This is a genomic window from Methylobacterium oryzihabitans (genome assembly GCF_004004555.2).
Lineage (GTDB): Bacteria > Pseudomonadota > Alphaproteobacteria > Rhizobiales > Beijerinckiaceae > Methylobacterium > Methylobacterium oryzihabitans.
In genome coordinates, this window is sequence record NZ_SACP01000013.1 from 51,120 (window position 1) to 77,110 (window position 25,991).

General features: G+C 72.1%; 23 protein-coding genes and 1 tRNA gene. 16 read left to right on the plus strand and 8 right to left on the minus strand.

Features of this window, described 5'->3' with window-relative positions; translation table 11 throughout:
* The first annotated feature begins 5 nt into the window (after nucleotides 1–5).
* The 5 genes from lpxD to lpxB all read left to right on the plus strand — a co-directional run bounded on the left by lpxD (nucleotide 6) and on the right by lpxB (nucleotide 4,516).
* Nucleotides 6–1,064, plus strand: a complete 1,059-nt coding sequence (gene lpxD, locus EOE48_RS14565; RefSeq protein WP_127730318.1) for a UDP-3-O-(3-hydroxymyristoyl)glucosamine N-acyltransferase — start codon at nucleotides 6–8, stop codon at nucleotides 1,062–1,064.
* Between the two features lie 125 nt (nucleotides 1,065–1,189).
* Nucleotides 1,190–1,654 carry a 3-hydroxyacyl-ACP dehydratase FabZ gene (gene fabZ / locus EOE48_RS14570; protein WP_127730320.1) on the plus strand — a complete coding sequence of 155 codons (465 nt, stop codon included), beginning with the start codon at nucleotides 1,190–1,192 and terminating at the stop codon, nucleotides 1,652–1,654.
* Nucleotides 1,651–2,460: an acyl-ACP--UDP-N-acetylglucosamine O-acyltransferase gene (gene lpxA / locus EOE48_RS14575; protein ID WP_127730322.1), complete on the plus strand. Its 810-nt coding sequence runs from the start codon at nucleotides 1,651–1,653 to the stop codon at nucleotides 2,458–2,460. The genes fabZ and lpxA overlap by 4 nt, the downstream gene beginning before the upstream one ends.
* Nucleotides 2,460–3,347, plus strand: a complete 888-nt coding sequence (locus EOE48_RS14580; RefSeq protein ID WP_127730324.1) for an LpxI family protein — start codon at nucleotides 2,460–2,462, stop codon at nucleotides 3,345–3,347. Before lpxA ends, EOE48_RS14580 begins: the two co-directional genes overlap by 1 nt.
* Nucleotides 3,344–4,516 (plus strand): lipid-A-disaccharide synthase, encoded by a 1,173-nt coding sequence (gene lpxB, locus EOE48_RS14585; RefSeq protein WP_127730325.1) that lies wholly within the window; start codon nucleotides 3,344–3,346, stop codon nucleotides 4,514–4,516. Before EOE48_RS14580 ends, lpxB begins: the two co-directional genes overlap by 4 nt.
* Before the next feature lie 278 nt (nucleotides 4,517–4,794).
* Here lpxB and gltA read toward each other — a convergent pair whose 3' ends face one another.
* Nucleotides 4,795–6,087 carry a citrate synthase gene (gene gltA / locus EOE48_RS14595; protein WP_127730328.1) on the minus strand — a complete coding sequence of 431 codons (1,293 nt, stop codon included), beginning with the start codon at nucleotides 6,085–6,087 and terminating at the stop codon, nucleotides 4,795–4,797.
* 278 nt (nucleotides 6,088–6,365) lie between these two features.
* A complete protein-coding gene (gltX, locus tag EOE48_RS14600) occupies nucleotides 6,366–7,787 on the minus strand; it encodes a glutamate--tRNA ligase (protein WP_127730330.1) in 1,422 nt (473 codons plus the stop codon).
* A gap of 239 nt (nucleotides 7,788–8,026) precedes the next feature.
* Between gltX and EOE48_RS14605 the strand changes: the two genes are divergently transcribed.
* A complete protein-coding gene (locus EOE48_RS14605; protein WP_127730332.1) occupies nucleotides 8,027–10,273 on the plus strand; it encodes a ComEC/Rec2 family competence protein in 2,247 nt (748 codons plus the stop codon).
* A 4-nt stretch (nucleotides 10,274–10,277) separates the two neighbouring features.
* On the opposite strand, the gene lexA is transcribed toward EOE48_RS14605, so the two are convergent.
* Both lexA and EOE48_RS14615 read right to left on the minus strand, forming a co-directional pair.
* Nucleotides 10,278–11,003: a transcriptional repressor LexA gene (gene lexA, locus EOE48_RS14610; protein WP_127730334.1), complete on the minus strand. Its 726-nt coding sequence runs from the start codon at nucleotides 11,001–11,003 to the stop codon at nucleotides 10,278–10,280.
* Between the two features lie 367 nt (nucleotides 11,004–11,370).
* On the minus strand, nucleotides 11,371–12,468 hold the full coding sequence (locus tag EOE48_RS14615) for a GSU2403 family nucleotidyltransferase fold protein (RefSeq protein WP_127730336.1): 1,098 nt from the start codon (nucleotides 12,466–12,468) through the stop codon (nucleotides 11,371–11,373).
* Between the two features lie 371 nt (nucleotides 12,469–12,839).
* On the opposite strand from EOE48_RS14615, the gene EOE48_RS14620 reads away from it, so the two are divergent.
* The 5 genes from EOE48_RS14620 to EOE48_RS14640 all read left to right on the plus strand — a co-directional run bounded on the left by EOE48_RS14620 (nucleotide 12,840) and on the right by EOE48_RS14640 (nucleotide 16,449).
* Nucleotides 12,840–13,235 carry a VOC family protein gene (locus tag EOE48_RS14620; protein ID WP_127730338.1) on the plus strand — a complete coding sequence of 132 codons (396 nt, stop codon included), beginning with the start codon at nucleotides 12,840–12,842 and terminating at the stop codon, nucleotides 13,233–13,235.
* Nucleotides 13,236–13,308: 73 nt separating this feature from the next.
* Nucleotides 13,309–13,857: a twin-arginine translocation signal domain-containing protein gene (locus EOE48_RS14625; protein WP_127730340.1), complete on the plus strand. Its 549-nt coding sequence runs from the start codon at nucleotides 13,309–13,311 to the stop codon at nucleotides 13,855–13,857.
* Between the two features lie 83 nt (nucleotides 13,858–13,940).
* Entirely contained in the window at nucleotides 13,941–15,509 is a 1,569-nt protein-coding gene (locus tag EOE48_RS14630; RefSeq protein WP_127730342.1) for a GMC family oxidoreductase, read from the plus strand.
* A gap of 2 nt (nucleotides 15,510–15,511) precedes the next feature.
* Nucleotides 15,512–15,880, plus strand: a complete 369-nt coding sequence (locus tag EOE48_RS14635) for a hypothetical protein (protein WP_127730344.1) — start codon at nucleotides 15,512–15,514, stop codon at nucleotides 15,878–15,880.
* 41 nt (nucleotides 15,881–15,921) lie between these two features.
* Nucleotides 15,922–16,449, plus strand: a complete 528-nt coding sequence (locus EOE48_RS14640) for a GNAT family N-acetyltransferase (protein WP_127730346.1) — start codon at nucleotides 15,922–15,924, stop codon at nucleotides 16,447–16,449.
* Here EOE48_RS14640 and EOE48_RS14645 read toward each other — a convergent pair.
* Entirely contained in the window at nucleotides 16,421–16,720 is a 300-nt protein-coding gene (locus EOE48_RS14645) for a ribbon-helix-helix domain-containing protein (protein WP_127730348.1), read from the minus strand. The two genes, EOE48_RS14640 and EOE48_RS14645, sit on opposite strands and share 29 nt — an antisense overlap.
* Before the next feature lie 222 nt (nucleotides 16,721–16,942).
* Here EOE48_RS14645 and EOE48_RS14650 point away from each other — a divergent pair, with 222 nt between their 5' ends.
* Both EOE48_RS14650 and EOE48_RS14655 read left to right on the plus strand, forming a co-directional pair.
* On the plus strand, nucleotides 16,943–18,415 hold the full coding sequence (locus EOE48_RS14650; RefSeq protein WP_127730350.1) for an amino acid permease: 1,473 nt from the start codon (nucleotides 16,943–16,945) through the stop codon (nucleotides 18,413–18,415).
* A 68-nt stretch (nucleotides 18,416–18,483) separates the two neighbouring features.
* The gene (locus EOE48_RS14655) at nucleotides 18,484–18,651 is read left to right on the plus strand and encodes a YqaE/Pmp3 family membrane protein (protein ID WP_127730352.1); all 168 of its coding nucleotides are present in this window, start codon (nucleotides 18,484–18,486) and stop codon (nucleotides 18,649–18,651) included.
* A 188-nt stretch (nucleotides 18,652–18,839) separates the two neighbouring features.
* On the opposite strand, the gene glnA is transcribed toward EOE48_RS14655, so the two are convergent.
* Nucleotides 18,840–20,252 carry a type I glutamate--ammonia ligase gene (gene glnA / locus EOE48_RS14660; RefSeq protein WP_127730354.1) on the minus strand — a complete coding sequence of 471 codons (1,413 nt, stop codon included), beginning with the start codon at nucleotides 20,250–20,252 and terminating at the stop codon, nucleotides 18,840–18,842.
* A gap of 103 nt (nucleotides 20,253–20,355) precedes the next feature.
* The gene (locus tag EOE48_RS14665) at nucleotides 20,356–20,694 is read right to left on the minus strand and encodes a P-II family nitrogen regulator (RefSeq protein ID WP_127730356.1); all 339 of its coding nucleotides are present in this window, start codon (nucleotides 20,692–20,694) and stop codon (nucleotides 20,356–20,358) included.
* A 202-nt stretch (nucleotides 20,695–20,896) separates the two neighbouring features.
* Between EOE48_RS14665 and EOE48_RS14670 the strand changes: the two genes are divergently transcribed.
* Nucleotides 20,897–22,405, plus strand: a complete 1,509-nt coding sequence (locus tag EOE48_RS14670) for an NAD(P)H-hydrate dehydratase (RefSeq protein WP_127730358.1) — start codon at nucleotides 20,897–20,899, stop codon at nucleotides 22,403–22,405.
* A gap of 343 nt (nucleotides 22,406–22,748) precedes the next feature.
* Here the strand turns inward: EOE48_RS14670 and EOE48_RS14675 are convergent, their stop codons facing one another.
* A complete protein-coding gene (locus tag EOE48_RS14675; RefSeq protein WP_127730360.1) occupies nucleotides 22,749–24,179 on the minus strand; it encodes a multicopper oxidase family protein in 1,431 nt (476 codons plus the stop codon).
* Nucleotides 24,180–24,333: 154 nt separating this feature from the next.
* On the opposite strand from EOE48_RS14675, the gene EOE48_RS14680 reads away from it, so the two are divergent.
* Both EOE48_RS14680 and tig read left to right on the plus strand, forming a co-directional pair.
* Nucleotides 24,334–24,418 (plus strand) — tRNA-Leu (locus EOE48_RS14680).
* 139 nt (nucleotides 24,419–24,557) lie between these two features.
* Entirely contained in the window at nucleotides 24,558–25,964 is a 1,407-nt protein-coding gene (gene tig, locus EOE48_RS14685; protein ID WP_127730534.1) for a trigger factor, read from the plus strand.
* Nucleotides 25,965–25,991: the final 27 nt, after the last annotated feature.

Genomic DNA, 25,991 nt, shown 5'->3' on the forward strand with positions numbered 1-25,991 from the left:
GCCCCATGTCAGAACCGGTCTTCTTTCCCCGCGGGGGCGCCCTGACCCTGCGCGCCGTCGCCGAGATTGCCGGCGCCGCCCTGCCGGAGGGCATCGACGGGGAGACGCCGATCCACGGCACGGCGCCCCTGGAGAGCGCCGGTCCCGACGACCTCGCCTACATGGACAACGCCCGGTACGGCGAGGCCCTGGCCGCGACCCGGGCCCGGGCCTGCCTGATCTCGCCGCGCTTCGCCGGGCGGGTGCCCGAGGGGGTCGTCGCCCTGGTCACCCGCGAGCCGTATCGCGGCTTCGCCCGGGTGCTGGCCCGGCTGTTTCCGAGCGCCGCCCGGCCGACCTCGCTGTTTGGCGCCACCGGCGTCTCGCCCGGCTCCTTCGTCCACCCCTCGGCCCGGCTCGAACCCGGCGTGGTGGTCGATCCCGGCGTCGTGGTCGGGCCCGGCGCCGAGATCGGGGCCGAGACCGTGCTCGCCGCCGGCTGCGTCGTCGGGCCGGAGGTCCGCATCGGGCGCGGCTGCGCGGTCGGCCCGGGCGCCTCGGTGCTGCACGCGCTCGTCGGCAACCGGGTCATCATCCATGGCGGCGCCCGCATCGGCCAGGACGGGTTCGGCTTCGCCATGGGGGCGGGCGGGCACCTGAAGGTGCCGCAGGTCGGCCGGGTCATCGTCCAGGACGACGTCGAGATCGGCGCCAACACCACGATCGACCGCGGCGCCAGCCGCGACACGGTGATCGGCGAGGGTACCAAGATCGACAACCTCGTGCAGATCGCCCACAACGTCGTGATCGGCCGCCACTGCGTGATCGTCGCCCAGGTCGGCATCTCGGGCTCGACCACCCTGGAGGACTACGTCGTCCTCGGCGGGCAGGTCGGGGTCGTCGGCCACCTGCGCATCGGCATGGGCTCGCAGATCGCCGGGTCGAGCAACGTCAACAAGGACGTGCCGCCGGGCTCCCGCTGGGGCGGCACGCCGGCCAAGCCCGTGCGCGAGTGGTTCCGCGAGATCACCACCCTCAAGACGCTGGCCGCCCGCAGCCGGGCAGGCGGCGACGAGGCCGAGTAGCCACCCGCCCCGCTCCCGCCGCAAAGCCCTTGCATCGCCGGGCTTTCTCGCCAAAGACGGCGCCACATCCACGACCGGGCGGCCGCCCAGCGCCGGCTCCCGATGCCGCCAGGGAGCCCTCACCGATGACCGACAAGCCTGCCGAGCTCGGCGCCGCCGACATTCAGCGGGTGATGGAGCTGCTGCCGCACCGTTACCCGTTCCTGATGGTCGACCGGATCATCGCGATCGACGGCGACGACAGCTGCATCGGCATCAAGAACGTCACGTTCAACGAGCCGCAATTCACCGGCCACTTCCCGTCCGCGCCGGTCTTTCCCGGCGTGCTGCTGATCGAGGGCATGGCGCAGACCGCCGGCGCGATCTGCTGCGCCCACAAGCTCGCGGGCGAGGCCAAGCCGAGCAAGGTCTTCTTCATGACCATCGACAAGGCCAAGTTCCGCAAGCCGGTCGTGCCCGGCGACCGGGTCGAGTACCATATGAAGAAGATCACGAACCGCCGCTTCATGTGGTGGTTCCGGGGCGAGGCGAAGGTCGACGGCGTGCTGGTGGCCGAGGCCGAGATCGGCGCGATGCTGGTGACCGAATGAGCGGGGCGCGCATCCATCCGAGCGCGGTGGTCGAGGACGGCGCGGTCGTCGGCGACGGCGCGGTAATCGGCCCGTTCTGCCATGTCGGCCCGGAGGCCGTCCTCGGCGAGGGGGTCGAGCTCGTCGGCCACGTCGTGGTGGCCGGGCGCACGACGATCGGCCCGCGCACGAAGGTCTATCCCTTCGCCTCCCTCGGCCATCCGCCGCAGGACCTGAAGTACCGCGGCGAGCCCTCGACGCTGGCGGTCGGCGCCGACTGCCTCGTCCGCGAGGGCGTGACGATGAATCCCGGCACCGCCGGCGGCGGGCTGGAGACGGTGGTGGGCGATGCCTGCGCCTTCCTCGCCAACAGCCATGTCGGGCACGATTGCCGCGTCGGCAGCCACGTCGTGTTCTCCAACAACGTGATGCTGGCCGGGCATTGCAGCGTCGGCGACTACGCGATCCTCGGCGGCGGCGCGGCGGTGATCCAGTTCGCCCGGGTCGGCGCCCACGCCTTCGTCGGCGGGCTCTCGGGCCTGGAGAACGACCTGATCCCCTACGGCATGGCGATGGGCAACCGCGCCAGCCTGTCGGGCCTCAACATCATCGGGCTCCAGCGCCGCGGCTTCTCCCGCGAGACGATCCACGCCCTGCGCCGCGCCTACCGGCTGCTCTTCGCCCAGGAAGGCACGCTGATGGAGCGGGTCGAGGACGTGGCGGCGGAGTTCGACCAGCACCCGGTGGTGCAGGAGATCCTCGCCTTCATCCGCGTGGGGGGCAAGCGGTCGGTCTGCACCCCACGCGAGGCGCCGGGCGCCGCCTGATGCCGGAGGCGGACGCCGCGCGCCCGGCCGCGGCGCGCGCGCCGGGGACCGGGGCGGTCGCCGTCGTGGCCGGGGCCGGGCGCCTGCCGCTGCTCATCGCGGAGGCCCTCGACCGGGCCGGGCGCCCGTGCCGGATCCTGGCGATCCGGGGCTTCGCCGACGCGGCGACCCGCCGCCGGGCCGAGGCCGCGGTCGACCTCCTCGACATCCGCGGGACCCTCGCCCGGCTCGCCGCCTGGGCGCCGGCCGGCGTGACCCTGGCCGGCGCCGTCGCCCGGCCGAGCCCGGCCGCCCTCCTCAACACCCTCGCGGCCTACCGCAACCGCGACGCCCTGCGGGCGCTGGCCTCGGGCGGCGACGACCGCCTGCTGCGCGGCGTCCTCGACCTCCTGGAGGAGCACGGCCACCGCATCCTCGGCGTCCACGACCTCGCCCCCGACCTGATGGCGCCGGCGGGACTCCTCGGCGCCGTCGCGCCGCAGGGCGTCGCGCCGGCTTCCGTGGCGGCCGGCCGCGCGCTCCTCGCCAGCCTGTCGCCGCACGATGTCGGACAGGCGGCCGTGATCGCCGAGCACCGCGTGCTGGCGGTCGAGGGGCCGGAGGGCACCGACCGGATGCTCGCCCGCGCCCGGGCGCTGGCGCGCCGCCCCCTCGGCCTCGGCCGGGCGCCGGCCGGGATGGTGCTGGTGAAGGAGGCCAAGGCTGGCCAGGACCTGCGGGTCGACCTGCCGGCGATCGGCCCGCGCACGGTCCGGCACGCCGCCGCGGCGGGCTGCGCCGGGCTCGCGGTCGGCGCCGGCACCACCCTGATCCTCGACCGGGCCGAGACCGTCGCTGCCGCCGACCGGCTCGGCCTGTTCCTGCTCGGCCTGGAGGCCCGCCCGTGACCGCACCTGCCCCGCGACGGATCTGGCTCGTGGCCGGCGAGGAATCCGGCGACCAGCTCGGCGCCAAGCTGATCCGGTCGCTGCGCGCCGCCTCGCCCGGGCCGCTCGCCGTCGCGGGGGTCGGAGGCGACGCGATGGCGGCCGAGGGCCTGACCTCGCTGTTCCCGCTCGAGGACGTGGCGGTGATCGGCTACCTCGCGGTCGCGGCCCGGATCCGGCTGCTGATGCGGCGCATCCGCCAGACCGTCGCGGCCTGCGTCGCGGCCCGGCCCGACGTGCTCGTCATCATCGACAGTCCCGGCTTCACCCACGCGGTGGCGAGCCGGGTGCGCAAGCGCCTGCCGGATCTGCCGGTGGTCGACTACGTCAGCCCGAGCGTGTGGGCGTGGCGGCCCTGGCGGGCGAAGACCATGCGCGGCTACATCGACCACGTGCTCGCGCTGCTGCCGTTCGAGCCCGAGGCGCATGGCCGCCTCGGCGGCCCGGCCTGCACCTATGTCGGGCACCCGCTGATCGAGCGCCTCGCCGAACTGCGCCCCGGGCCGGACGATCTGCGGGCGCGGGAGGGCGGGACCCCGGTCCTCGCCGTGCTGCCGGGCTCGCGCCGGTCCGAGATCGAGCGGCTGATGCCGGTCTTCGGCGCCGCCCTGGCGCAGGTGCGCGCGCGCGGCCACGCCTTCGCGGTCGAGTTGCCGGCGGTGGCACGCCACCGGGCGCTGATCGAGCGGCTGGCCGCGTCCTGGCCGGTGCGCCCGCGCCTCGTCGACGGCGAGGCGGAGAAGCACGCCACGTTCCGGCGCGCCCGCGCGGCGCTGGCGGCGTCGGGCACCGTGACCCTCGAACTGGCGCTCGCCGGGGTGCCGATGGTGGTCGCCTACCGGGTGGCGAAGATCGAGGAGGTGATCGTGCGCCGCCTGATCCAGGTGCCGACGATCGTGCTGCCGAACCTGATCCTCGGCGAGAACGCGATTCCCGAGCTGATCCAGGCCGAATGCAACCCGGAGCGGCTCGCCGCCGCCCTGGCGCCGCTCCTGCCCGACGGCCCGGCCCGGGCGGCGCAGGCTGCCGCCCTCACCCGCCTCGACGCCGCGATGCGCCTGCCCGACGGCGACGACCCGAGCCGCAGCGCCGCCCGCATCGTGCTGGCGGCGGCCGGGCGGGGTGGCTGAGGGCGGTGGGGACGAGGCCCGGCTTCGGACCTGTTCCGCGGGATGCGGGATCCGTGCAATTTTTGGGAACTACGAACCGCCACCGCGAACCCTCCCCCCTCTGCGGGGGAGGGTGGCGAGCGGGGCGAGCCGGGAGAGGGGAGCGCCGTTTCCGGAAAGGTCTGAGCCTTTCTGACAGGCGCCACGTCCGGCCCCGTCGCGCTCCCCTCTCCCGCCCGGCCTTCGCCGGGCACCCTCCCCCGCGGAGGGGGGAGGGTTGGGCCTTGCGGCCTCTTTCGTCAGCCGCGCTGCGAGACCGCGACGTATTCGCGCTGCGGCGCGCCGGTGTAGAGCTGGCGCGGACGGCCGATCTTCTGCGACGGGTCCTCGATCATCTCGGCCCACTGGCTGATCCAGCCGACCGTACGGGCGAGCGCGAACAGCACCGTGAACATCGAGGTCGGGAAGCCCATCGCCTTCAGGGTGATGCCCGAGTAGAAGTCGATGTTCGGATACAGCTTCTTCTCGATGAAGTACTCGTCCTTGAGGGCGATCTGCTCCAGCTCCATCGCCACGTCGAGCAGCGGATCGTCCTTGATGCCGAGTTCGGCCAGCACCTCGTGGGTGGTCTTCTGCATGATGCGGGCGCGCGGGTCGTAGTTCTTGTAGACCCGGTGACCGAAGCCCATCAGGCGGAAGGGATCGTTCTTGTCCTTGGCCTTGGCGACGTACTCGCCGACGCGCTCGGGCCGGCCAATCTCCTCCAGCATCTTCAGCGCCGCCTCGTTGGCGCCGCCATGGGCGGGGCCCCACAGGCAGGCGATGCCGGCGGCGATGCAGGCGAACGGGTTGGCGCCCGACGAGCCGGCGAGACGCACGGTCGAGGTCGAGGCGTTCTGCTCGTGGTCGGCGTGGAGGATGAAGATCCGGTCGAGGGCGCGCGCCAGGACCGGGTTGGCCTCGTACTCCTCGCACGGCACCGCGAAGCACATCCGCAGGAAGTTCGAGGTGTAGTCGAGGTCGTTCTTCGGATAGACGAACGGCTGGCCGATCGAGTACTTGTAGGCCATCGCCGCCAGGGTCGGCATCTTGGCGATCATGCGCATGGAGGCGATCATGCGCTGCTTTTCGTCGTTGATGTCGGTCGAGTCGTGGTAGAACGCCGACAGGGCGCCGACGCACGCGACCATGATCGCCATCGGGTGGGCGTCGCGGCGGAAGCCCTGGAAGAACCGGTTCATCTGGTCATGCACCATGGTGTGGCGCGTGACGCGGTAGTCGAAATCGGCTTTCTGCGCTGCGGTCGGCAGCTCGCCGAACAGCAGCAGGTAGCAGGTCTCGAGGAAGTCCCCGTGCTCGGCGAGTTGCTCGATCGGGTAGCCGCGATACAGCAGCACGCCCTTGTCGCCGTCGATGTAGGTGATCTTCGACTCGCAGGCCGCCGTCGACGTGAAGCCGGGATCGTAGGTGAACTGGCCGGTCTGGGCGTAGAGCTTGCTGATGTCGACGACGCTCGGGCCGATCGTCCCTTCCTTGACCGGGAATTCGATCTGGCGGTCGTTCACCGTGAGGGTGCTGTTGGGTAGGCTCATGGGGGGTGAGACCCTTTCATCAACGGGAATGAGCGTCGGGCGTGCAGCCGCCACCCGGTGCGCCGCGGGCGCGGCGCCGGACGGCGGACACCGATGTTGCAGGTGCTCACTCGCCGCACGGGTTAGCGGATCGACGCACCGGCTTCAACTGCATGGCCGGAACCGGATGACAAACATCGCACTTTGTCCGCCGACCGGCACGCTTCCACTGACGGAGCATCCCGGTCCCGGCCGTGCGCCTGTCGCCCGCTGGTCCCTCTAGGGAAGGCAAGCAGGATTCAGGCCGCCGCCTGGTCGTGCAGGCGCCGCAGGCTCTCGTCGCGGCCGAGCACCGCCATCACGTCGAACAGCGGCGGCGAGGTCGCCCGGCCGGTCAGCGCGGCGCGCAGCGGCTGGGCCACCTGCCCGAGCTTGACGCCGGCGGTCCCGGCGAACGACCGCACCGCTTCCTCGGTCGAGGCGGCGGTCCAGTCCGGCAGCGCCTCGAGCTGCGGCAGCACGCCGGCCAGCCGCTCGCGCCCGCCATTGCCGAGCAGGCCCGACGCCTTGTCGTCGAGGGCGAGCGGCCGCGGGGCGTAGAGGTAGTAGGCGCTGTCGAGGAGCTCGATGAGGGTCTTGGCGCGCTCCTTCAGCCCCGGCATCGCCGCCAGCAGTTTTTCGCGGAGAGCCGGGTCGAGGGGGGCCGTGAGGCCGCGCGCGGCGCCCTGCGTCGGCAGCACCGCCTCGATCGCCGCGACGAGTTCCTCGTCCGAGGCGTGGCGGATGTAGTGCCCGTTGAGGTTCTCCAGCTTGGCGAAGTCGAACCGCGCCGGCGAGCGGCCGATCTGGGCGAGGTCGAAGGCGTCGATCATCTCCTGCGTGGAGAAGATCTCCTGGTCGCCGTGGCTCCAGCCGAGGCGCACGAGGTAGTTGCGCAGCGCCGCCGGCAGGTAGCCGAGGTCGCGGTAGGCGTCGACCCCGAGCGCGCCGTGGCGCTTCGACAGCTTGGCGCCGTCCGGTCCGTGGATGAGCGGGATGTGCGACAGGCTCGGCACGGTCCAGCCGAGCGCCCCGTAGATCTGCGACTGGCGCGCGGCGTTGGTGAGGTGGTCGTCGCCGCGGATGACGTGGGTGACGCCCATGTCGTGGTCGTCCACCACCACGGCGAGCATGTAGGTCGGCGTGCCGTCCGAGCGCAGCAGCACGAGGTCGTCGAGATCCTTGTTCTGCCACACGACCCGGCCCTGGACCTCGTCCATCACCACGGTCTCGCCCTCCGTCGGCGCGCGCAGGCGGATCACCGGCCTGACCCCGGCGGGGGCCTCGGACGGGTCGCGGTCGCGCCAGCGGCCGTCGTAGCGGAGCGGCCGGCCCTCGCGCTTGGCCGCCTCGCGCATCTCGGCGAGCTCCTCCGGCGAGGCGTAGCAGTGATAGGCGCGGCCCTGCGCCAGCAGGCCCTCGGCGACCTCGCGGTGCCGGGCGGCGCGGGCGAACTGGTAGACGACGTCGCCGTCCCAATCGAGGCCGAGCCAGGACAACCCGTCGAGGATCGCGTCGATGGCCCCTTGCGTCGAGCGTTCCCGGTCGGTGTCCTCGATGCGCAGCAGCATGCGGCCGCCGTGCTTGCGGGCGTAGAGCCAGTTGAACAGGGCCGTGCGGCCGCCGCCGATGTGGAGGAAGCCCGTGGGCGAGGGAGCGAAACGGGTGACGACGGAGGACATCGGGGGCGCGGACCAGTTCGGAAACGGAGCGGGGACACGAGGGGCGGGCGGGGACGGGGTCGTTCGACCCGCCGGCGAGGCGTCGTGTAGCACGCGCGCGACCGGCCGTTAAGGATCCCGGCGCCGCGGGGCCGGCCCGCGCCGTCCCCTGAAAAACGGCGGTGGACCAAGGGCCTGTCCGCACCGGCCGGTGGCCCGGCGGCCTTCCTCAGCGTAATGTCGCCCACCGAGGCGGATCGATGGCGCAGGACGGGACCGGGACGCAGGTCGTGCCGCGGCGGGCGGCCCTGGCGCACGTCCTGGCGCCGGGCGAGATCCTGCCCCGGGCCGGGCGCGCCCTCGCCGCCGGCCTCGCCGAGGAGGCCGGCCAGCGGCGGCTTTTTCCCTGGCTCGCCGTGGCCTTCGGCGCCGGCATCCTGCTGTTCTTCGGCGCCGCCGACCGGCTGCCCTCGCCGGTGCCGGCCCTGGCGGCGGCCGCGGCGTTCGGCGGGGCCGCGTTCGGCCTGCGCGCCCGCCCGGTCGGCCTCGCGCTCGCTCTCGCCCTCGCGTTCCTGTTCCTCGGCTTCGCCGCGGCGGTGATCCGCGTCGCGACCGTGGCGGCGCCGGTTCTCGCCCGCACCACGATCGCGCCGCTCGCCGGCTTCGTCGAGGGCATCGACGAGCGCGACGAGGGCGCGCGGCTGATCGTGCGGGTCCACGGCCTCGGCACGCTCGGCCCGGCCGAGCGTCCGGCCCGCGTGCGGGTGTCGTTCCGCCGCCCGGAGGTGCCGCGCCCGGGCGACTTCGTCACCGCCCGGGTCCGCCTGCTGCCGCCGCCGGAGCCGGCGCGTCCCGGCGGCTACGACTTCGCCCGCGATGCCTATTTCCGCGGCATCGGCGCGGTCGGCTCGGTGCTCGGGACGGTCACGGTCGGGCCGCCGCCGGAGCCGCCGCCCTGGGACCTGCGCCTCGCCGCGGCGGTGGACGAGGCCCGCAACGCCCTGACCCGTCGCATCGCCGCGGCGCAGGGCGGGCAGGCCGGCGCGGTGGCGGCGGCCCTCGTCACCGGCAAGCGCGGGCTGATCGCCCCCGAGACCAGCGAGGTGCTGCGGGCCGCCGGCATCTACCACGTCGTGTCGATCTCCGGCCTGCACATGGTGCTGGCGGCCGGCGTGATCTTCTGGCTGATCCGCGCCGGGCTCGCCCTGGTGCCGGCCCTCGCCCTCTTCTGGCCGATCAAGAAGATCGCGGCCCTCGGCGCGATGGCGGGCGTCACCGCCTACTGCGCCTTCTCGGGCTGGGACCTCGCCGCCGAGCGCTCCCTCGTCATGACCCTGGTGATGCTCGGGGCGATCCTGGTCGACCGGCCGGCGCTGAGCCTGCGCAACCTCGCGCTGGCGGCCCTGATCGCGCTCGCCCGCGAGCCCGAGGGGCTGCTGGGCCCGAGCTTCCAGATGTCGTTCGGGGCGGTGGCCGGGCTGATCGCCTGCGCGCGGCTGATCGACGGGCGGGTGTGGCGGGCCGAGGGGGCCGGGCCGCTCGGGCGGCTCGCCGCCGCGATCCTGACCGCGGTGACCGGCACGCTCGCCACGACGCTGGTCGCCCAGATCGCGACCGCGCCGTTCGCCACCTACCACTTCCAGGCGGTGCAGCCCTTCGGCCTCGTCGGCAACGCCCTCACCCTGCCGCTGGTCTCGCTGGTGGTGATGCCGGCGGCGGTGCTCGGCATCCTCGCGCATCCGTTCGCCCTCGACCGGCCGGTCTGGTGGGCGATGGGACTGGCGGTGCGCGGCATGCTCGACATCGCCGGCTGGATCCGCGGCTTCGACCACGCCACCCTGACCCTGCCGGCCTTCGGGACCGGGGCGCTCGCCCTGATGAGCGCCGGCCTGCTGCTGCTGGTGCTGCCGGCCTCGCGGCTGCGCTGGATCGGCCTCGTGCCGGCGCTCGCCGGCGTCGCACTGGCGGCCCAGCCGGCCCGGTTCGACCTCTATGTCGACCGCGAGGGCGGCGGAGCGGCCCTGCGCGGCGCCGACGGTCGGTTGCAAGTGCTCGGGCGCCCGCCCCCGTTCGTGCTGGAGCAGTGGCTGCGCGCCGACGGCGACGGGCGCAGCCGCGACGACCCCGGGCTGAAGGCGGGCCCGCGCTGCGACCGCCTCGGCCGCGTCGCCACCTCCGGCACCTGGGACGTGGCGGTGGTGCGCGACAAGCGCGCCTTCGCGCAGGATTGCGCCCGCGCCGCAGTGATCGTGGCGAGGGCCGCCGCGCCGCCGGGCTGCGCCGCCCGGCTGGTGCTCGACCGCGCCTTCCTGGCCGCCCACGGCGCCACGGCCCTGCGCTTCGGGCCGGACGGGCCGGATGTGGTCACCGCCCGGACGCCCGGCGAAACGCCGCCCTGGCGCCCGCCGCCGGCCGCCGTGCCGAAGCCGGTGCCCGAACCGGCCCGCCCGGCCGCCGAGCCGGAGCCGGCACCGGAGCCCGACGACGGCCCGGATGCCGACCCGTAACGCGTCAGTACTTGCGGATCAGGCTGACGAGGCGGCCCTGGATCCGGACACGGTCGGGGCCGAGGACGCGGGTCTCGTAGGCCGGGTTGGCGGCTTCCAGCGCGATCGAGGAGCCGCGGCGGCGCAGGCGCTTGAGGGTCGCCTCCTCGTCGTCGATCAGCGCCACGATGATGTCGCCGGTATTGGCGGTCTCCTGCCGGCGGATCACCACGAGGTCGCCGTCGAGGATGCCGGCATCGACCATCGAGTCGCCGCGCACCTCCAGGGCGTAGTGCTCGCCGCCGGCGAGGAAGTCCGGCGACATCGCCACGGTGCGGCTCTGGCTCTGGATCGCCGAGATCGGCGTACCGGCGGCGATCCGGCCCATCACCGGGACGCGCACCGCGCGGCCGTGCTCGTCGAAGGCCGAGACCGGCTGCACCGGCGCGCGCGGCGCCGCCGGCTCCTTCGACCGGCCGCCCTCGACCACGCTCGGGCTGAAGCGTACCACCTCGGCGGCGGCCGCGGGGGCGTCGATCTCGGGCAGGCGCAGCACCTCGATGGCGCGGGCGCGGTTGGGCAGGCGGCGCAGGAAGCCGCGCTCCTCGAGCGCGGTGATGAGCCGGTGGATGCCGGACTTGGACTTGAGGTCGAGGGCGTCCTTCATCTCGTCGAAGGACGGCGGCACCCCCGTCTCGCGCATGCGCTGCTGGATGAAGCGCAGCAGGTCCAACTGCTTGTGGGTCAGCATGGGGCACTCTCATCGCCCGCTCGGGGCATTCGCGAAACAAATCGCGAACATGCTAAAAGTTCTGGAAGTGTTCCGCAAGGGTCCCGCATGGCGCCCCGTTGTGCGTCGGCACGGCGTCCCGGGTGAGGAACACGGTCTCATCCGCTCAGGCGTCGCCACTTCCCGGTCGTCGTGGGCTTTTGCAAGGCCACGCCGCACATCGTGCACGACGGCCACGGACCGTGCCGCGCGCTCCGCGACACCCTCGCTGGATGCGGGCTGCGCGCCGTCCGTGCCGCCCGACGAGGGGGTTCTCGAATGGCCCTGCCTTCCTGACCTGCCGCCCGTGACCGCGCTTTGCGCCGGACAGGTCGCGCGGACGGCGGCGCTACCCGCCCGGACGCCCGGACCAGGGAATAAGGGGGGCCGGATCCTCGCCTTCGACCTGCGCCAGCCTGCGAATTCCGTCCTCCAGACTCGCCCTGTGGTCGGCCGAGAGGCGCGCGGCGCCGAGGGCGAGGAACCTGCGCCATTTCGGCCCACGTCGATGCGCCTCCGTCCAAGCCAGCCCGAGGTCGATCGTCGTGCCGGCGAGCCGCTTGGCCGCGATGATCGCGCCGCATTGTGCGATGTCCTTGGCGACCTTGGCCTGGTCGTGGCCCGCCCGCAGGCACGTCACGATGAGCTTGTGGACGGCGAAGCGCTCCGGTGCGGGGACCATGACGGGAATCCCGGCATCGTAGAGAGCGACCGATCGGACCGGATCCTTGACCAGGAACTCCAGGTACTTGAGGGCCTGGGCTCCCATGTTCGCCATGACGCGGGACCGGTGGACCGGGCTCGGGCCGCCTTTGGACGGAACCAGCAGCTCGACCTTGTAGCCCATCCGGTTGCGGAACCCGACCGGCACCGAGGCCTCGGCCGGATGAAACTCGGGCGCGAAGGTCGGATCGACGGTCTGCAGCAGTGCGGGAAGGTCGATCGTGGCCCGGGCGACGGGAAGGACGAGCTCGGCGAAATCCGCGTCCTGCGTCCGGTACTCGGCCTCGTCCAGCAAGACGGCCAGGGGACCGCTGTAACTCTGATAGGCCAGCGTGCCGACGAGCACGATCCTGCTCCAGGCATCGACGCTGGCGAAGGCCTCCAGGATCCGGCCCTCGATCGGTGACGGCGCCGGAAGGCCGCTGCGGCGGAGCGTGGCGGCCAGTTCGCGGCGGGTCCGATAGAGGTCCTTGTTGCGCCCGAAGTTCTCGACACGCCGTCGTACCTCGGGGTCGTCCGTGGGGCCGACATAGATGAGCTTATGCTTGCCGGGCGCACCATCCGTCGCCCGCTCGTATCCCTTGTAGTAGAAATAGTCCTTTTTGCCCCGCTTCTGACTGATGAAATTGCCGTTCGCCGGAAAAATCAGGTCGAACTGTGAATCGAAAGCCTTGGAGCACAAGTCCGCGAAGGCGATCTGATCGAGGTGGGAGAGCGCACGCAAGAACCGCCGGCCTTGTTACCAAATTGTCGGATTTGGTAACAAGGCGGCCTCGGCCAGGCAAGCGTCTTGTTACCAAAATCCGTCGGTTGGTAACAAGACGCCCTCCTGCTGCTCCCGCTCACCGTGCCGCCTGCGGTGGACAGGCCCGCGCGGCCGAGCGGGGCCGAAATCCGCATCGCGACAGCGACCGCGAACGGTCGCCGGAAGCATCGCCCGGATCCCGCATGACGGCGTCACGGCGACGCCCTCGCCGCGTCACAGCCCGATACCACCTCCGCCCCCGCCTTGGAGCTAGTCTAACCTGGATCGGCGGCGCGGGATCCGGACCGCGAGGCCGCGATCCCGAGTCCAGGAGCAGAGACCGCGACCCCATGGCCAAGCCCGTCCACTCGATGATCCGCGTGCGCGACGAGAATGCGTCCCGCGCCTACTATGCCAAGGCGTTCGGCCTCGAACTCGCCGAGCGGTTCGCCTTCGACGGGTTCGCCCTCGTCTACCTGCGTCATCCCTCGTCGCCGTTCGAGCTGGAACTGACGGTCAATGCCGACCGCAGCGAGCCCTACGACCTCGGCAACGGCTACGGGCACCTCGCGGTGGTGGTGGACGACGTCGATGCCGAGCATGCCCGCTTCACCCGCGAGGGCCTGCCGGCCACCGCGCCGAAGGACTTCCAGCACCAGGGCAAGACGCTGGCGCGGTTCTTCTTCGCCACCGACCCGGACGGCTACAAGATCGAGGTGATCCAGCGCGGCGGCCGCTTCGCCTGACCGTTTCCGGCACGGCCCGTCACGACACGACACGACAAGAAGAATCCCGAGGAAACGCCCGAGGAGCCACACGATGAGAGAAGTCGATCCGCGCCGGCAGGTCAGCCGCCGCAACTTCCTGCAGAGCGCCGCGGTCGCGGCCCCCGCCGCCGCCCTGGCCACCGGCGCGGGATTGTCGGTCGACGAGGCCTGGGCCGACACCGCCGCCGCCCTGTCGCCGGCCGAGCTGAAGACCCTGGTCAAGGTCGCGCGGGACATCTACCCGCACGACTTCCTCGCCGACGTCTACTACATCACCGCGGTCAAGCCGTGGGACGGCAAGGCCGCCGCCGACCCGGCCGTGAAGGCGATGCTGAGCGAGGGCGTGGGCCGGCTCGATGCCGACGCCCGCAGCCGCCACAAGGTGCCCTACGCCCAGGTCGGCTGGGAGGCCGACCGGGTCAGGCTGCTCGCCGGCATCGAGCACACCGACTTCTTCAAGAAGATCCGCTCCGACCTCGTCGTCTCGCTCTACAACCAGCCCGAGATCTGGCCGAAGTTCGGCTACGAGGGTTCGTCGGCCGACAAGGGCGGCTACATCGACCGCGGCTTCAACGACATCGACTGGCTGCCGAAGGTCTGACGACTTCGGCCCTACCGATCATCCGCACACGATCCCGCCCGAGGACCCGCAGAAGGTCCCGAACGGCGGGAGGAGGAAACCCCATGGCGACATTCGATCTCAACGACGACGGGCTCGTGGTCATCGTCGGCTCGGGCGCCGGCGGCGGCACGCTCGGCACGCAGCTCGCCCTCAAGGGCATCAGGACGGTGATCCTCGAGGCGGGCGCCCGCCACAACATGGAGGATTTCGTCAACGACGAGTGGGCGAGCTTCGCCCAGCTCGCCTGGAGCGACATGCGCACCACCTCCGGCTCGTGGCGGGTGGCGCGCGACTTCCCCAACCTGCCGGCCTGGATCGTCAAGGCGGTCGGCGGCTCCACCGTCCACTGGGCCGGCGCGTCCCTGCGCTTCGAGGAGCACGAGTTCCGCATCCGCGACGCCTACGGCGCGCTGCCGGGCGCCAACCTCCTCGACTGGCCGATCACGCTCGCCGAACTGGAGCCGTGGTACGCCAAGGCCGAGGACCGGATGGGCGTGACCCGCACCAACGGCATCCCGGGCCTGCCGGGCAACAACAACTTCAAGGTGATGGAGGCCGGCGCCAAGCGGGTCGGCTACAGCCAAGTCCATACCGGCCGCATGGCGATCAACAGCCGGGAGCGCGACGACCGCGGCTCGTGCCAGCAGATCGGCTTCTGCTTCCAGGGCTGCAAGTCGGGCGCGAAGTGGTCGACCCTCATCGCCGAGATCCCGAAGGGCGAGGAGACCGGCAACCTCGAAGTGCGCCCGAACTGCATGGCGATCCGCATCGAGCACGACGCCGCCGGCAAGGTCACGGGCGTCGTCTACGCCGACGAGAAGGGCACGCTCCAGCGCCAGAAGGCCCGCATCGTCGCGGTGGCCGGCAACTCGATCGAGAGCCCGCGCCTGCTGCTCAACAGCGCGTCGTCGCTGTTCCCGGACGGGCTCGCCAACTCGTCGGGTCAGGTCGGGCGCAACTACATGCGCCACATGACCGGCAGCGTCTACGGGGTGTTCGAGCGCTCGGTGCACATGTACCGCGGCACCACCATGGCGGGCATCATCCGCGACGAGGCCCACCACGACCCGAAGCGCGGCTTCGTCGCCGGCTACGAGATGGAGACGGTCTCCCTCGGCATCCCGTTCATGGCCGCCTTCCTCAATCCCGGCGCCTGGGGCCGCACCTTCACCAGTGCGATGGAGCAGTATCCGCGCATGGCCGGGATGTGGCTGGTCGGCGAGGACATGCCGCAGGAGACCAACCGCATCACCCTCGATCCGGCGGTGAAGGACAAGTTCGGGATGCCGGTGGCGAGCGTGCACTACGACGACCATCCCAACGACGTCGCGATGCGCAACCACGCCTACCAGCAGGGCGCGGCGATCTACGAGGCCGTCGGCGCCACCGTGACCTACCCGACCACGCCCTATCCGAGCACCCACAACATGGGCACCAACCGGATGAGCGCGAAGCCGCGCGACGGGGTGGTGAACAGGTTCGGCCAGACCCACGACGTGAAGAACCTGTTCGTCTCCGACGGCAGCCAGTTCACCAGCGGCGCGGCCTGCAACCCGACCCTGACGATCGTGGCGCTGGCCCTGCGGCAGGCCGACCACATCGCCGGCGCGATGCAGCGGCGCGAGATCTGAGGATGCGCGCCGCCCTCCTCGCCCTCGCGGTGCTCGCGACGCCCGCGCCGCTGCACGCCCAGACGCCCTCCCCCACTCCGGCCGAGGCCCCGCGCCAGCCGGGGGGCGCCGCCGCCTATCCCGGCAGCCCCGGCGGGACGCCCGCGGCCGAGAGCGGCGGCCGATCGGTGGCGACCGACGCCGCCGCCTGCCCGCCGGGCGGGGCGCCCTGCCCGGCCTCGCCCGCGCCGTCGCCCGCGGCCGATACCGGCACGATCCCGACCCCGGCCCGGCCCACGGGACCCGCCGGGGCGGTGCCGAGCACCGCCTACCCGAACGCACCGGGCGGCCTGCCGGCGAATCGCCCGGACGGCGAGGCGCCGCGGCGCTGATTGTCGCTTGACCGGAGCGGGGATCGGGGCAGGACGGCGCGATGTTACCCCTTCCCGCGCCCTGGCGGCCGATGCGCGCCGCCGACCTCCCCGGCGTGCAGCGCCTCGCCGGGCTGATCCATCCGGCCTATCCCGAGGACCCGGCGGTGTTCGCCGAGCGCCTGCGTCTGTGCCCGGAGGGCTGCCGGGTGCTCGACGGAGCGGACGGTCCGGCGGGCTACCTCGTCAGCCATCCCTGGCACGCGCGCACGGTGCCGGACCTCGACACCCTCGTCGGCGCGCTGCCGGCGCGGCCGGGGGGGTGGTGCCTCCACGACCTCGCGCTGCTGCCCGAGGCGCGCGGTACCGGCGCGGCGGCCGGGGCCGTCGAGGCCGTGCTCGCCCTGGCGCGCGGGCGCGGCGTGCCGGAGGCGATTCTGGTCGCGGTCGGGGCGGCCGGGCCGTTCTGGCAGCGGCGGGGGTTTCGGGCGATCGAGGACCCTGCGCCGGCCGGCTACGGCACGGGGGCGCGGCTGATGGTGCGCCCGCTCACCCGACCCGCTACTCCGCCGCCATCAGGGCGGGCGTGAAGCGGCCGGACGCGCCCTGCGACAGGTAGATCAGGCACGAGCAGCGCAGCAGCGAGGCGAAGTTGCGCACCTCGCCGTGGCGCTCCAGCACCTCGTCGTGGAGCTTGGTGGCGAACTTGGCGACGCTCAGGCCCTGCTGGCGGGCGATGTCCTCGAGGATCGACCAGAACGCCGTCTCGAGCCGCAGCGAGGTGCAGTGGCCGCCGATCCGCAGCGACCGGGTCTCGTAGGCGTAGCTCTCCGGCGGCTGCTCGGCGAAGATCCGGCACATGGGCGCTCTCCCTCGTCGGCCGCGCCTCGCGGGCGGGCTCGGTTTGCCGACATGATGATCCATCCGGCGCACGGCAAGCAAGCACTTGGCCCGGGACGGCGAAACTTTACGACAATTCCGCGACGGCGCCCGTGACCTTGAGCGTTCTGCGGCGTTTCCGTCCTGGCGGGCCGCGGCACGCGCGGCGTCGACCGGCTCTTCAGCGTGGAAAGGAGCGGAACGATGGCATCCGGCGTCGCGGGCGACCTGTTGCGCACGAAACCGATCGAGCAGCTCACCGGCGACGCGGGCGGCGGCGCGCACGGGCTGGAGCGCACGCTGGGGGCGATGAGCCTCATCGCGCTCGGCATCGGCGGCATCATCGGCGCCGGCCTGTTCTCGCTCACCGGCATCGCGGCGGCGGAGCATGCCGGGCCGGCGGTGGTGATCTCGTTCGCCATCGCGGCCTTCGGCTGCGCGCTCGCCGGCATGTGCTACAGCGAACTCGCCAGCATGATCCCGGTCTCGGGCAGCGCCTACACCTACGCCTACGCCACGATGGGCGAGTTCGTCGCCTGGATCATCGGCTGGGACCTCGTGCTCGAATACGCGGTCGGGGCCGCCACCGTCTCGGTGAGCTGGTCGAAATACGTCGTCACCCTGCTCCAGGGCTTCGGCCTCACCCTGCCGGCCCGCCTCGTCCATTCGCCGTTCGAGACGGTGCAGCTCGCCGACGGCACCACCACCCACGGCCTCGTCAACCTGCCGGCGGTGCTGATCCTGTGCCTGATCTCGCTGCTGCTGATGCGCGGCGTGCGCGAATCCGCCCGGGTCAACGCCGTGATCGTGGTGGTGAAGGTCGCGGTGGTGCTCGCGGTGATCGCCGCCGGCGTGTTCTACGTCAAGGCGCAGAACTACGTCCCGTTCATCCCCGACAACACCGGCACCTTCGGCGAGTACGGCTGGAGCGGGATCATGCGCGGGGCCGGCGTGGTGTTCTTCGCCTATATCGGCTTCGACGCGGTCTCGACCGCGGCGCAGGAGGTCAAGAACCCCCAGCGCAACATGATGATCGGCATCCTCGGCTCGCTGGCGATCTGCACCGCGCTCTACATCGCCTTCGCGGCGGTGCTGACCGGGCTCGTGCGCTACGACACGATGAAGGGCGACGCCGCCCCGGTCGCGACCGCGATCATGCAGACGCCGTTCCCGTGGCTCCAGACCCTCGTGACGCTCGGGGTGATCGCCGGCTTCACCACCGTGATGCTGGTGCTGCTCTACGGCCAGTCGCGGGTGTTCTACGCCATGGCGCAGGACCGGCTGCTGCCGCGCTTCTTCGCCGCGATCCACCCGACCTGGCGCACCCCGGTGCGCTCGCACCTGTTCTTCATGGGGCTGACCGCGCTCCTCGGCGGCTTTCTGCCGATCAGCCAGCTCGGCCACATGACCAGCATCGGCACCCTGCTGGCCTTCATCATCGTGTGCGCCGGCGTCGTCATCATGCGGCGCACCCACCCGAACGAGGCGCGCGGCTACCGCGTCCCGCTGGTGCCGGCCGCCGGCATCCTGGTCTGCCTCGCCATGATGGTGTCGCTCGACGGCGAGACCTGGCTGCGGCTGGTGATCTGGCTCGCGATCGGGCTCGCGATCTATTTCGGCTACGGCCGCCGCCACAGCCGGGTCGGGCGCGAGCAGGCGGGCCAAGCGGTCCGGTAACGGAACGGAAGTCCGGCGGAGCCGTTCAGCAGCGGTGGCCGCCGCGCCTCGTTCGGACCGGAGTTCCCGTGGGCAACCTTCTGCGCATCATCCTGCTGGTCATCATCCCGCCGGTCGGGGTGCTGTTCACCGTCGGCCTCGGCCTGCAGTTCTGGATCAACCTCGTGCTGACGCTGTTCGGCTACCTGCCCGGCCTCGTCCACGCGGTCTGGGTGGTGACGCGGCGGGATTACTGACCATCCCTTACGGTTTCTGATTGATCGCTCGCTGATCCCTGCGGGATCGCTTCGCGATGCAGAAACCGGCTTCGCTCATGCGCCGCGCGGGCTTCGATCCGGTTCTTGGACGAATCGTCCAAGAACCGGATCGGAGAAAAGGGGCCGGATCGCTCCGGCCCCCTCGTCTCCCGGTCGTGCTCCGACGATCAGAGCGAGTAGTACTGCACGAACTCGATCGGGTGCGGGGTCATCTCGAACCGCATCACCTCGGTCATCTTCAGCTCGATGAACGAGTTGATGAAGTCGTCGTTGAACACGCCGCCGGCCTTGAGGAACTCGCGGTCGGCGTCGAGGCTGTTGAGGGCCTCACGGAGCGAGCCGCACACGGTCGGGATCTCCTTCAGCTCCGCCGGGGGCAGGTCGTAGAGATCCTTGTCCATCGCCGGGCCGGGATCGATCTTGTTCACGATGCCGTCGACGCCGGCCATCAGCATCGCCGCGAAGGCGAGGTAGGGGTTCGCCATCGGGTCGGGGAAGCGGACCTCGACGCGCTTGGCCTTCGGCGAGGTCGTCCACGGAATCCGGCACGAGGCCGAGCGGTTGCGGGCCGAGTAGGCGAGCAGCACCGGCGCCTCGTAGCCCGGGACCAGCCGCTTGTAGGAGTTGGTCGACGGGTTGGTGAAGGCGTTCAGCGCCTTGGCGTGCTTGATGATGCCGCCGATGTACCACAGGCATTCCTGGGACAGGTCGGCGTACTTGTTGCCGGCGAAGACCGGCTTGCCGTCCTTCCAGATCGACTGGTGGACGTGCATGCCCGAGCCGTTGTCGCCGTAGACCGGCTTCGGCATGAAGGTCGCGGTCTTACCGTAGCTCTGGGCGACGTTGTGGATGCAGTACTTGTAGATCTGCATGTGGTCGGCCATCAGCGTCAGCGTGTCGAACTTCATGCCCAGCTCGTGCTGGGCCGAGGCGACCTCGTGATGGTGCTTCTCGACCTTGACGCCCATCGACTGCATCGCGGCCAGCATCTCGCCGCGCATGTCCTGGGCCGAATCCTGCGGCGGGACCGGGAAGTAGCCGCCCTTGATCTGGACGCGGTGGCCGAGGTTGCCGCCCTCGTACTCGGTCTGGCCGTTGATCGGCAGCTCGACCGAATCGAGCTTGAAGCCGGTGTTGTACGGGTCGGCCGAGAAGCGCACGTCGTCGAAGACGAAGAACTCGGCCTCGGGGCCGACGAAGATGGTGTCGCCGATGCCGCTCGCCTTGACGAAGGCCTCGGCCTTCTTGGCGATGCCGCGCGGGTCGCGGCCGTAGGGCTCGCCGGTGCCGGGCTCAAGCACGTCGCAGACGATCGACATCGTCGAGGCCGAGAAGAACGGATCCATGCACGCCGTCGCCGGGTCGGGCATCAGCAGCATGTCGGACTCGTTGATCGCCTTCCAGCCGGCGATCGACGAGCCGTCGAACATCGTGCCCTCGGCGAAGATGTCCTCGTCGACGAGGGAGACGTCGAAGGTGACGTGCTGCCACTTGCCCCGCGGGTCGGTGAAGCGGAAGTCGACGTACTTGACGTCGTTGTCCTTGATTTCTTTCAGGACGTCCGTCGCGGTCTTAGCCATGGGTGGGGCCTCTCCGTGGGGACGGCATATAGCCGTCGTTAAATCCGCGGTCCGGTGGTCCGGCCGCGGTATCGGTCGTGCAGCGCTGCAGGTGTGCGGAGGCTCAGATCGCGTCCGCGCCGGTCTCGCCCGTGCGGATGCGGATCGCCTCCTCGATCGAGGACACGAAGATCTTGCCGTCGCCGATGCGGCCGGTCTGGGCCGACTTGCGGATCGCCTCGACGGCGCCGTCCACGAGGGTGTCGGGCAGCACGATCTCCAGCTTCACCTTCGGCAGGAAGTCGACCACGTACTCGGCGCCGCGATAGAGCTCGGTATGCCCCTTCTGCCGGCCGAACCCCTTGGCCTCGATCACGGTGATGCCCTGGAGGCCGACCTCCTGCAGCGCCTCCTTCACCTCGTCGAGCTTGAAGGGCTTGATGATCGCTTCGATCTTCTTCATGCCGGATGGGCCTGGTCTGCAACGGTTCCAGACCTAGTCCTAGCACTGCGACGCCGGGACCGCCACGGGCTTTTCCCAGGCGAAATCACCGTGATTGACGACGAATTAGGCAAGTCCTGCTCATTTATCAGGCGCATGCCGAACGATGCCCCGGTTGCCGCGGCTACGCTTGCCCGAACCGGCGCCTGTCGAGGAGACGTCCATGGATGGATGCCGGGTTTTGACCACGGCCCAGATGCGCGAGGCCTACGCCGCCGCGATCGCGGCCGGCACCGCCGGGATCGACCTGATGCGCCGCGCCGGCGCGGCGGTGGCGGAGCGGGCCGCCGCGATGGCCGGGCCGGGAGCGCGGGTGCTGGTCCTGTGCGGCCCCGGCAACAACGGCGGCGACGGCTTCGTGGCGGCGGGGCTCCTCGCCGGGGCCGGCCGGGCGGTGACGCTCGCCCTGCTCGGCGCCCGCGACGCGCTGAAGGGCGATGCCGCGCTGGCGGCTCAGGACTGGTCCGGTCCGGTCGCGGACGCGGCCGCCGCCGTGCCGGAGGCGTTCGACCTCGTGGTCGACGCCCTGTTCGGCGCCGGGCTCACCCGGCCGCTCGACGGCGCGGCGGCGGCGCTCGTCGCGCGGCTCAACCGCGCGGGCCGGCCGGTGCTCGCGGTCGACGTGCCCTCGGGCCTCGATGGCGATACCGGCGCGCCGCGGGGCGAGGCGGTGCGGGCGGGCGAGACCGTCACCTTCGCGGCGCCCAAGCCCGGCCACCTGCTCCAGCCCGGGCGAGCCCTGTGCGGCCGGATCACGGTGGCGGAGATCGGCCTCTCCGACGAGATCCTCGCCGGCACGGGCACCACCGCCTTCGCCAACGGCCCGGCGCTGTGGCGCGCCCGCTTCCCGCAGCTTGCCGCCGACAGCCACAAGTACACCCGCGGCCACGCCCTGATCCTGTCGGGGCCGGCGACCCGCACCGGCGCGGCGCGCCTCGCCGCCCGCGGCGCCCTGCGGGTCGGCGCCGGGCTCGTCACGGTGGCGGCGCCGCACGCGGCGCTCCCCGAGAACGCCGCCCACCTCACGGCGATCATGCTGCGCGCCTGCGACGGCGCCGACGACCTCGACGACCTCCTCGCCGACGAACGGCTGAACGCCATCGTGGCCGGTCCCGGCCTCGGGGTCGGCGGCCCGACCCGCGACCTCGTGCGGGTCGCCGCCGAGGCCGGCCGCGCCCTCGTGCTCGACGCCGACGCGCTGACGAGCTTCTCGGCCAAGCGCGACGAGCTCGCGGCGATGCTGGCCGAGGGCGGCGGGACGGCGGTGCTGACTCCGCATGCCGGCGAGTTCGCCCGGCTGTTTCCCGACTGCGCCGAGGGCTCGAAGCTCGACCGGGCGCGGCGGGCCGCCGCGGCCGTGGACGCGGTGGTGGTGTTCAAGGGCGCCGACACGGTGATCGCCGCCCCCGACGGCCGGGCCGCGATCAACCACAACGGCGCCCCCTGGCTCGGCACCGCCGGCAGCGGCGACGTGCTCGGCGGGTTCATCGGCGGCCTCCTCGCCCAGGGCATGCCGCCCTTCGAGGCCGCAGCCGCCGCGGTCTGGCTCCACGCCGAGGCCGGCCGCCGCCACGGCCCGGGCCTGATCGCCGAGGACCTGCCGGAGCTGATGCCGGGAGTGCTGGCGCGGCTGCTGGGGTGGGCGGGGCCGGATCGGGCGCCGGCGGGCTGACGGTGGGGCGAGGCGCGACGGTGGGGGATGGGCGGGGGCGTCCGGCCGTGCACTAACGGTCGTCCAGGGCTCCAACCCTCCCCCCTCTGCGGGGGAGGGTGGAGAGCGGAGCGAGCGCAGCGGGACGAAGTCCCGCCGAGAGGGGAACGCGACGCTGGTCCAGAGGGGCGCGCGTTCAAGACGGTCGCGACCTCTCCGGAGGCGGCGTCCCCTCTCCCGCCCGGCCTCCGCCGGGCACCCTCCCCCGCTGAGGGGGGAGGGTTGGAGGTGGCGCCTCTGATTCAGGTCCGGATACGACGACAGACCATCCCGATGGCCGACCGCCCCCCAACCCCCGACCCCCTCACGTCACCTCGAACCAGCCCCACAGCCCGGTGTCGAACCGCTCGAGCACGGTCGCGCCGATGACCCACTTGCCGGGATTGTCGGCCTGGAAGGCGAGGCGGGTGGTGCGGCCCTCCAGCAGCAGGAAGGTGTCGAGCCAGTACGGCTCCCAGCCGTCGTCGAGGGGGTGGAGCAGCCGGAAGACGTGGCCGTGCAGGTGCAGCGATTGCGGGAAGGCGGTAGCGTTGGTGAGCGCCAGCACCACCACGGTGCCGCGCTTGACCGTGAACAGCGGCGGGTTGCCGGCGCCGCCGGGGGCGCCGTTGAGGGTCCAGATCCGGGCCGGATCACCGGTGAAGGTCGGGGGCGCCTCGGGCTTGGCCTTGTCGAACGCGGCCCCGCCCGCGATCGCGATGTCGCGCCGGAAGGCGTTCTGGAGCTTGATCTCCGCCGGCAGGCGCGGGTTCTCGCCGATCGGCCCGACCGGCGGGCGGGCCGGAACGGGGTCGCCCTTGGGCACGATGTGGGCGAGCGGCATGCCCTGGCCGATCAGCGCCGTGACGCTGCCCTTCGCGTCGGCACCGGCCGGCACGTCGAGCAGCACGTCGTAGCGGGTGCCGGGCGGGAACGGCAGCGTCGCGCGCAGGGGCTCGAAGGTGTCGGTCGGCTGGCCGTCCACCGCCGCGACCCAGGCTTTGAGGCCGTCGAAGCGGATCCGGGTGGTGCGGGCGTTGCAGCCGTTGGCGAGCCGCAGGCGCAGGCGCGTGCCGGGCGCCGCCTCGATCGTCTCGGGCGCCGGACGGCCGTTGACGGTGAGCGCGTTGCCGAGCCGGCCGGAACTCGCCGCGAAGGCGGTCACGCCGAACGGCGCCAGGGTGTTGTCGGGCTCGATGCGCCAGTCCTGGAGCAGCAGGGCGACGTCGCGGTCGACGGGCGGCGCCTTGCGCTCCTCGACCACCAGCAGGCCCGACAGCCCGCGCCCGCCGGGCTCGCTCGCCCCGCCGACGACGAGCGGGCGGATTAGCGACGTGCCGGCGTCGGGCGGGGTGAACTCGTACAGGAAGCCCGCCCCGGGGGCGACCGGCGCCTGGGTGAGCCCGCCGACCCCGTCCATGGCGTTGGCGTTGCGCACCCCCTGCCAGTGCAGGGAGAGCGGGCGCTCGGTGCGGTTCTCCAGCCGCAGCCGCACCGGGTCGCCGTGCCGGATCCGGATCACCGGCGGCTCGGCCCTGCCGTCGAAGGCCCAGACCGGCACCGGGGGCGCCGGCTCGGGCCGCAGGCGCGCGCTCAGCGGGCCGGCCGTCAGCGCCGCCGGGGCCGGCGCTCCCGGCACAGCCGCGGGCGCTCCCGGCGCCGCCAGGGGGGTCTCCGCCGCGAGGGCCCGCGCGGGCAGGAGCGCGGCGGCGCCCGCGGCCAGGACGGCGCGGCGGGACGGCGGACGGGTCGACATGGCACCTCCGGCGCGGGGATCGGTCGAGGGCCTTCTAACCAAGGCGGGGGGCCTCGGCGAGGGCCGCGGGCGGGCCAAAATTCTTGCTGCGCCCCGAACCGGGCATGCTATAGAGCCGCGCCCGGGCGTCACGGCGTTCCCGGGCGAACGCGTTGCGGGCGTGGCGGAACTGGTAGACGCGCTGGATTTAGGTTCCAGTGACGAAAGTCGTGGGGGTTCGAGCCCCTCCGCCCGCACCAGCTCCGCCCGGTGGCGACGCAGCGGATTGGCTTTTCACGAACAGAGGGCCGGCCGAAGACCCCGTGGATCCCGTCGTGACGCAGGGCGTCGTCCGGGAGCCGCGGGCGGACCGGATTCACACGAAGGCGGATGACGACGATGCAGGTGACCGAGACCAAGGCCGAGGGGCTGAAGCGCGAGTTCCAGGTGGTCCTGCCCGCGACCGAGCTCGAGACCCGGCTCACCAGCGAGCTCGACGGCATGAAGGGCAAGGTGCAGATCAAGGGCTTCCGCCCCGGCAAGGTGCCGGTCGCCCATCTGCGCAAGGTGTACGGCCGCTCGATCATGGCCGACGTCGTCCAGAACGCCGTCAACGAGGCCAACCAGAAGATCGTCGAGGACAACAAGCTCAAGCTCGCCTTCGAGCCGCAGGTCCAGTTCCCCGAGGACAAGGACGCGGTCGAGAAGGCCCTGGACGCCAAGGGCGACCTCGCCTTCACGGTCGCGCTCGAGGTGATGCCGAGCTTCGACCTCGTCGACATCTCGGACGTCAGCCTGACCAAGCCGGTCTTCGCCACCCCCGACGAGGAGGTCGCCCAGACCCTCGACCGGATGAGCCAGCAGGGCCGCCCCTACACCGACCGGATCGAGGGCCAGTACGCCGAATCCGGCGACCAGGTGACGATCGACTTCGCCGGCCGCGTCGACGGCGAGGCGTTCGAGGGCGGCTCGGCCGAGGATTTCGAGCTCGTGCTCGGCTCGGGCGCCTTCATCCCGGGATTCGAGGACCAGCTCCTCGGCGTCCATGTCGGCGACCGGCGCACCGTCACGGTGACGTTCCCGGAGGCCTACCCGGCCGAGAATCTCGCCGGCAAGCAGGCCGAGTTCGACGTCACCGTGAAGGCGATCAAGTACCCGGGCGAGGTCGTGCTCGACGACGAGTTCGCCAAGGGCTTCGGCTTCGACAGCCTCGACGCGCTGAAGGACGCGGTGCGCTCCAACCTCGGCCAGCAATACGAGGCGCAGTCGCGCCGGCGGGTCAAGAAGGCGCTGCTGGACGCCCTCGACGAGCGCTACTCGTTCGACCTGCCCCCGAGCCTCGTCCACCAGGAATTCGCGGCGGTGTGGGCCCAGGTCGAGAGCGACCTCAAGGCCCGCGGCAAGACCTTCGAGGACGAGGGCACCACCGAGGAGAAGGCGCAGGCCGAGTACCGCCGCATCGCCGAGCGCCGTGTCCGCCTCGGGCTGGTGCTTGCGCAGGCGGGCGAGAGCGCCGATATCAAGGTCTCCGACGACGAGGTGAATCAGGCCCTGATCGCCCGTCTGCGGCAGTTCCCCGGTCAGGAGCAGCAGGTCTGGGATTTCTACCGCAAGAACCCCCAGGCCATGGCCGAGCTCCGCGCCCCGCTGTTCGAGGAGAAGGTGGTTGACCACGTCCTCGGGCAGGTCAAACTGGTCGAGGAGCCGGTCTCCAAGGAGGCGCTGTTCGCCGACGAGGACGAGGACGAGGGGGCGGACAAGCCCGCCGCGTCCGACGCTCCCGCCGGCGAGACCACCGCGGCCTGATCCCGGCCCGGCTTCCCCGACGGGGCG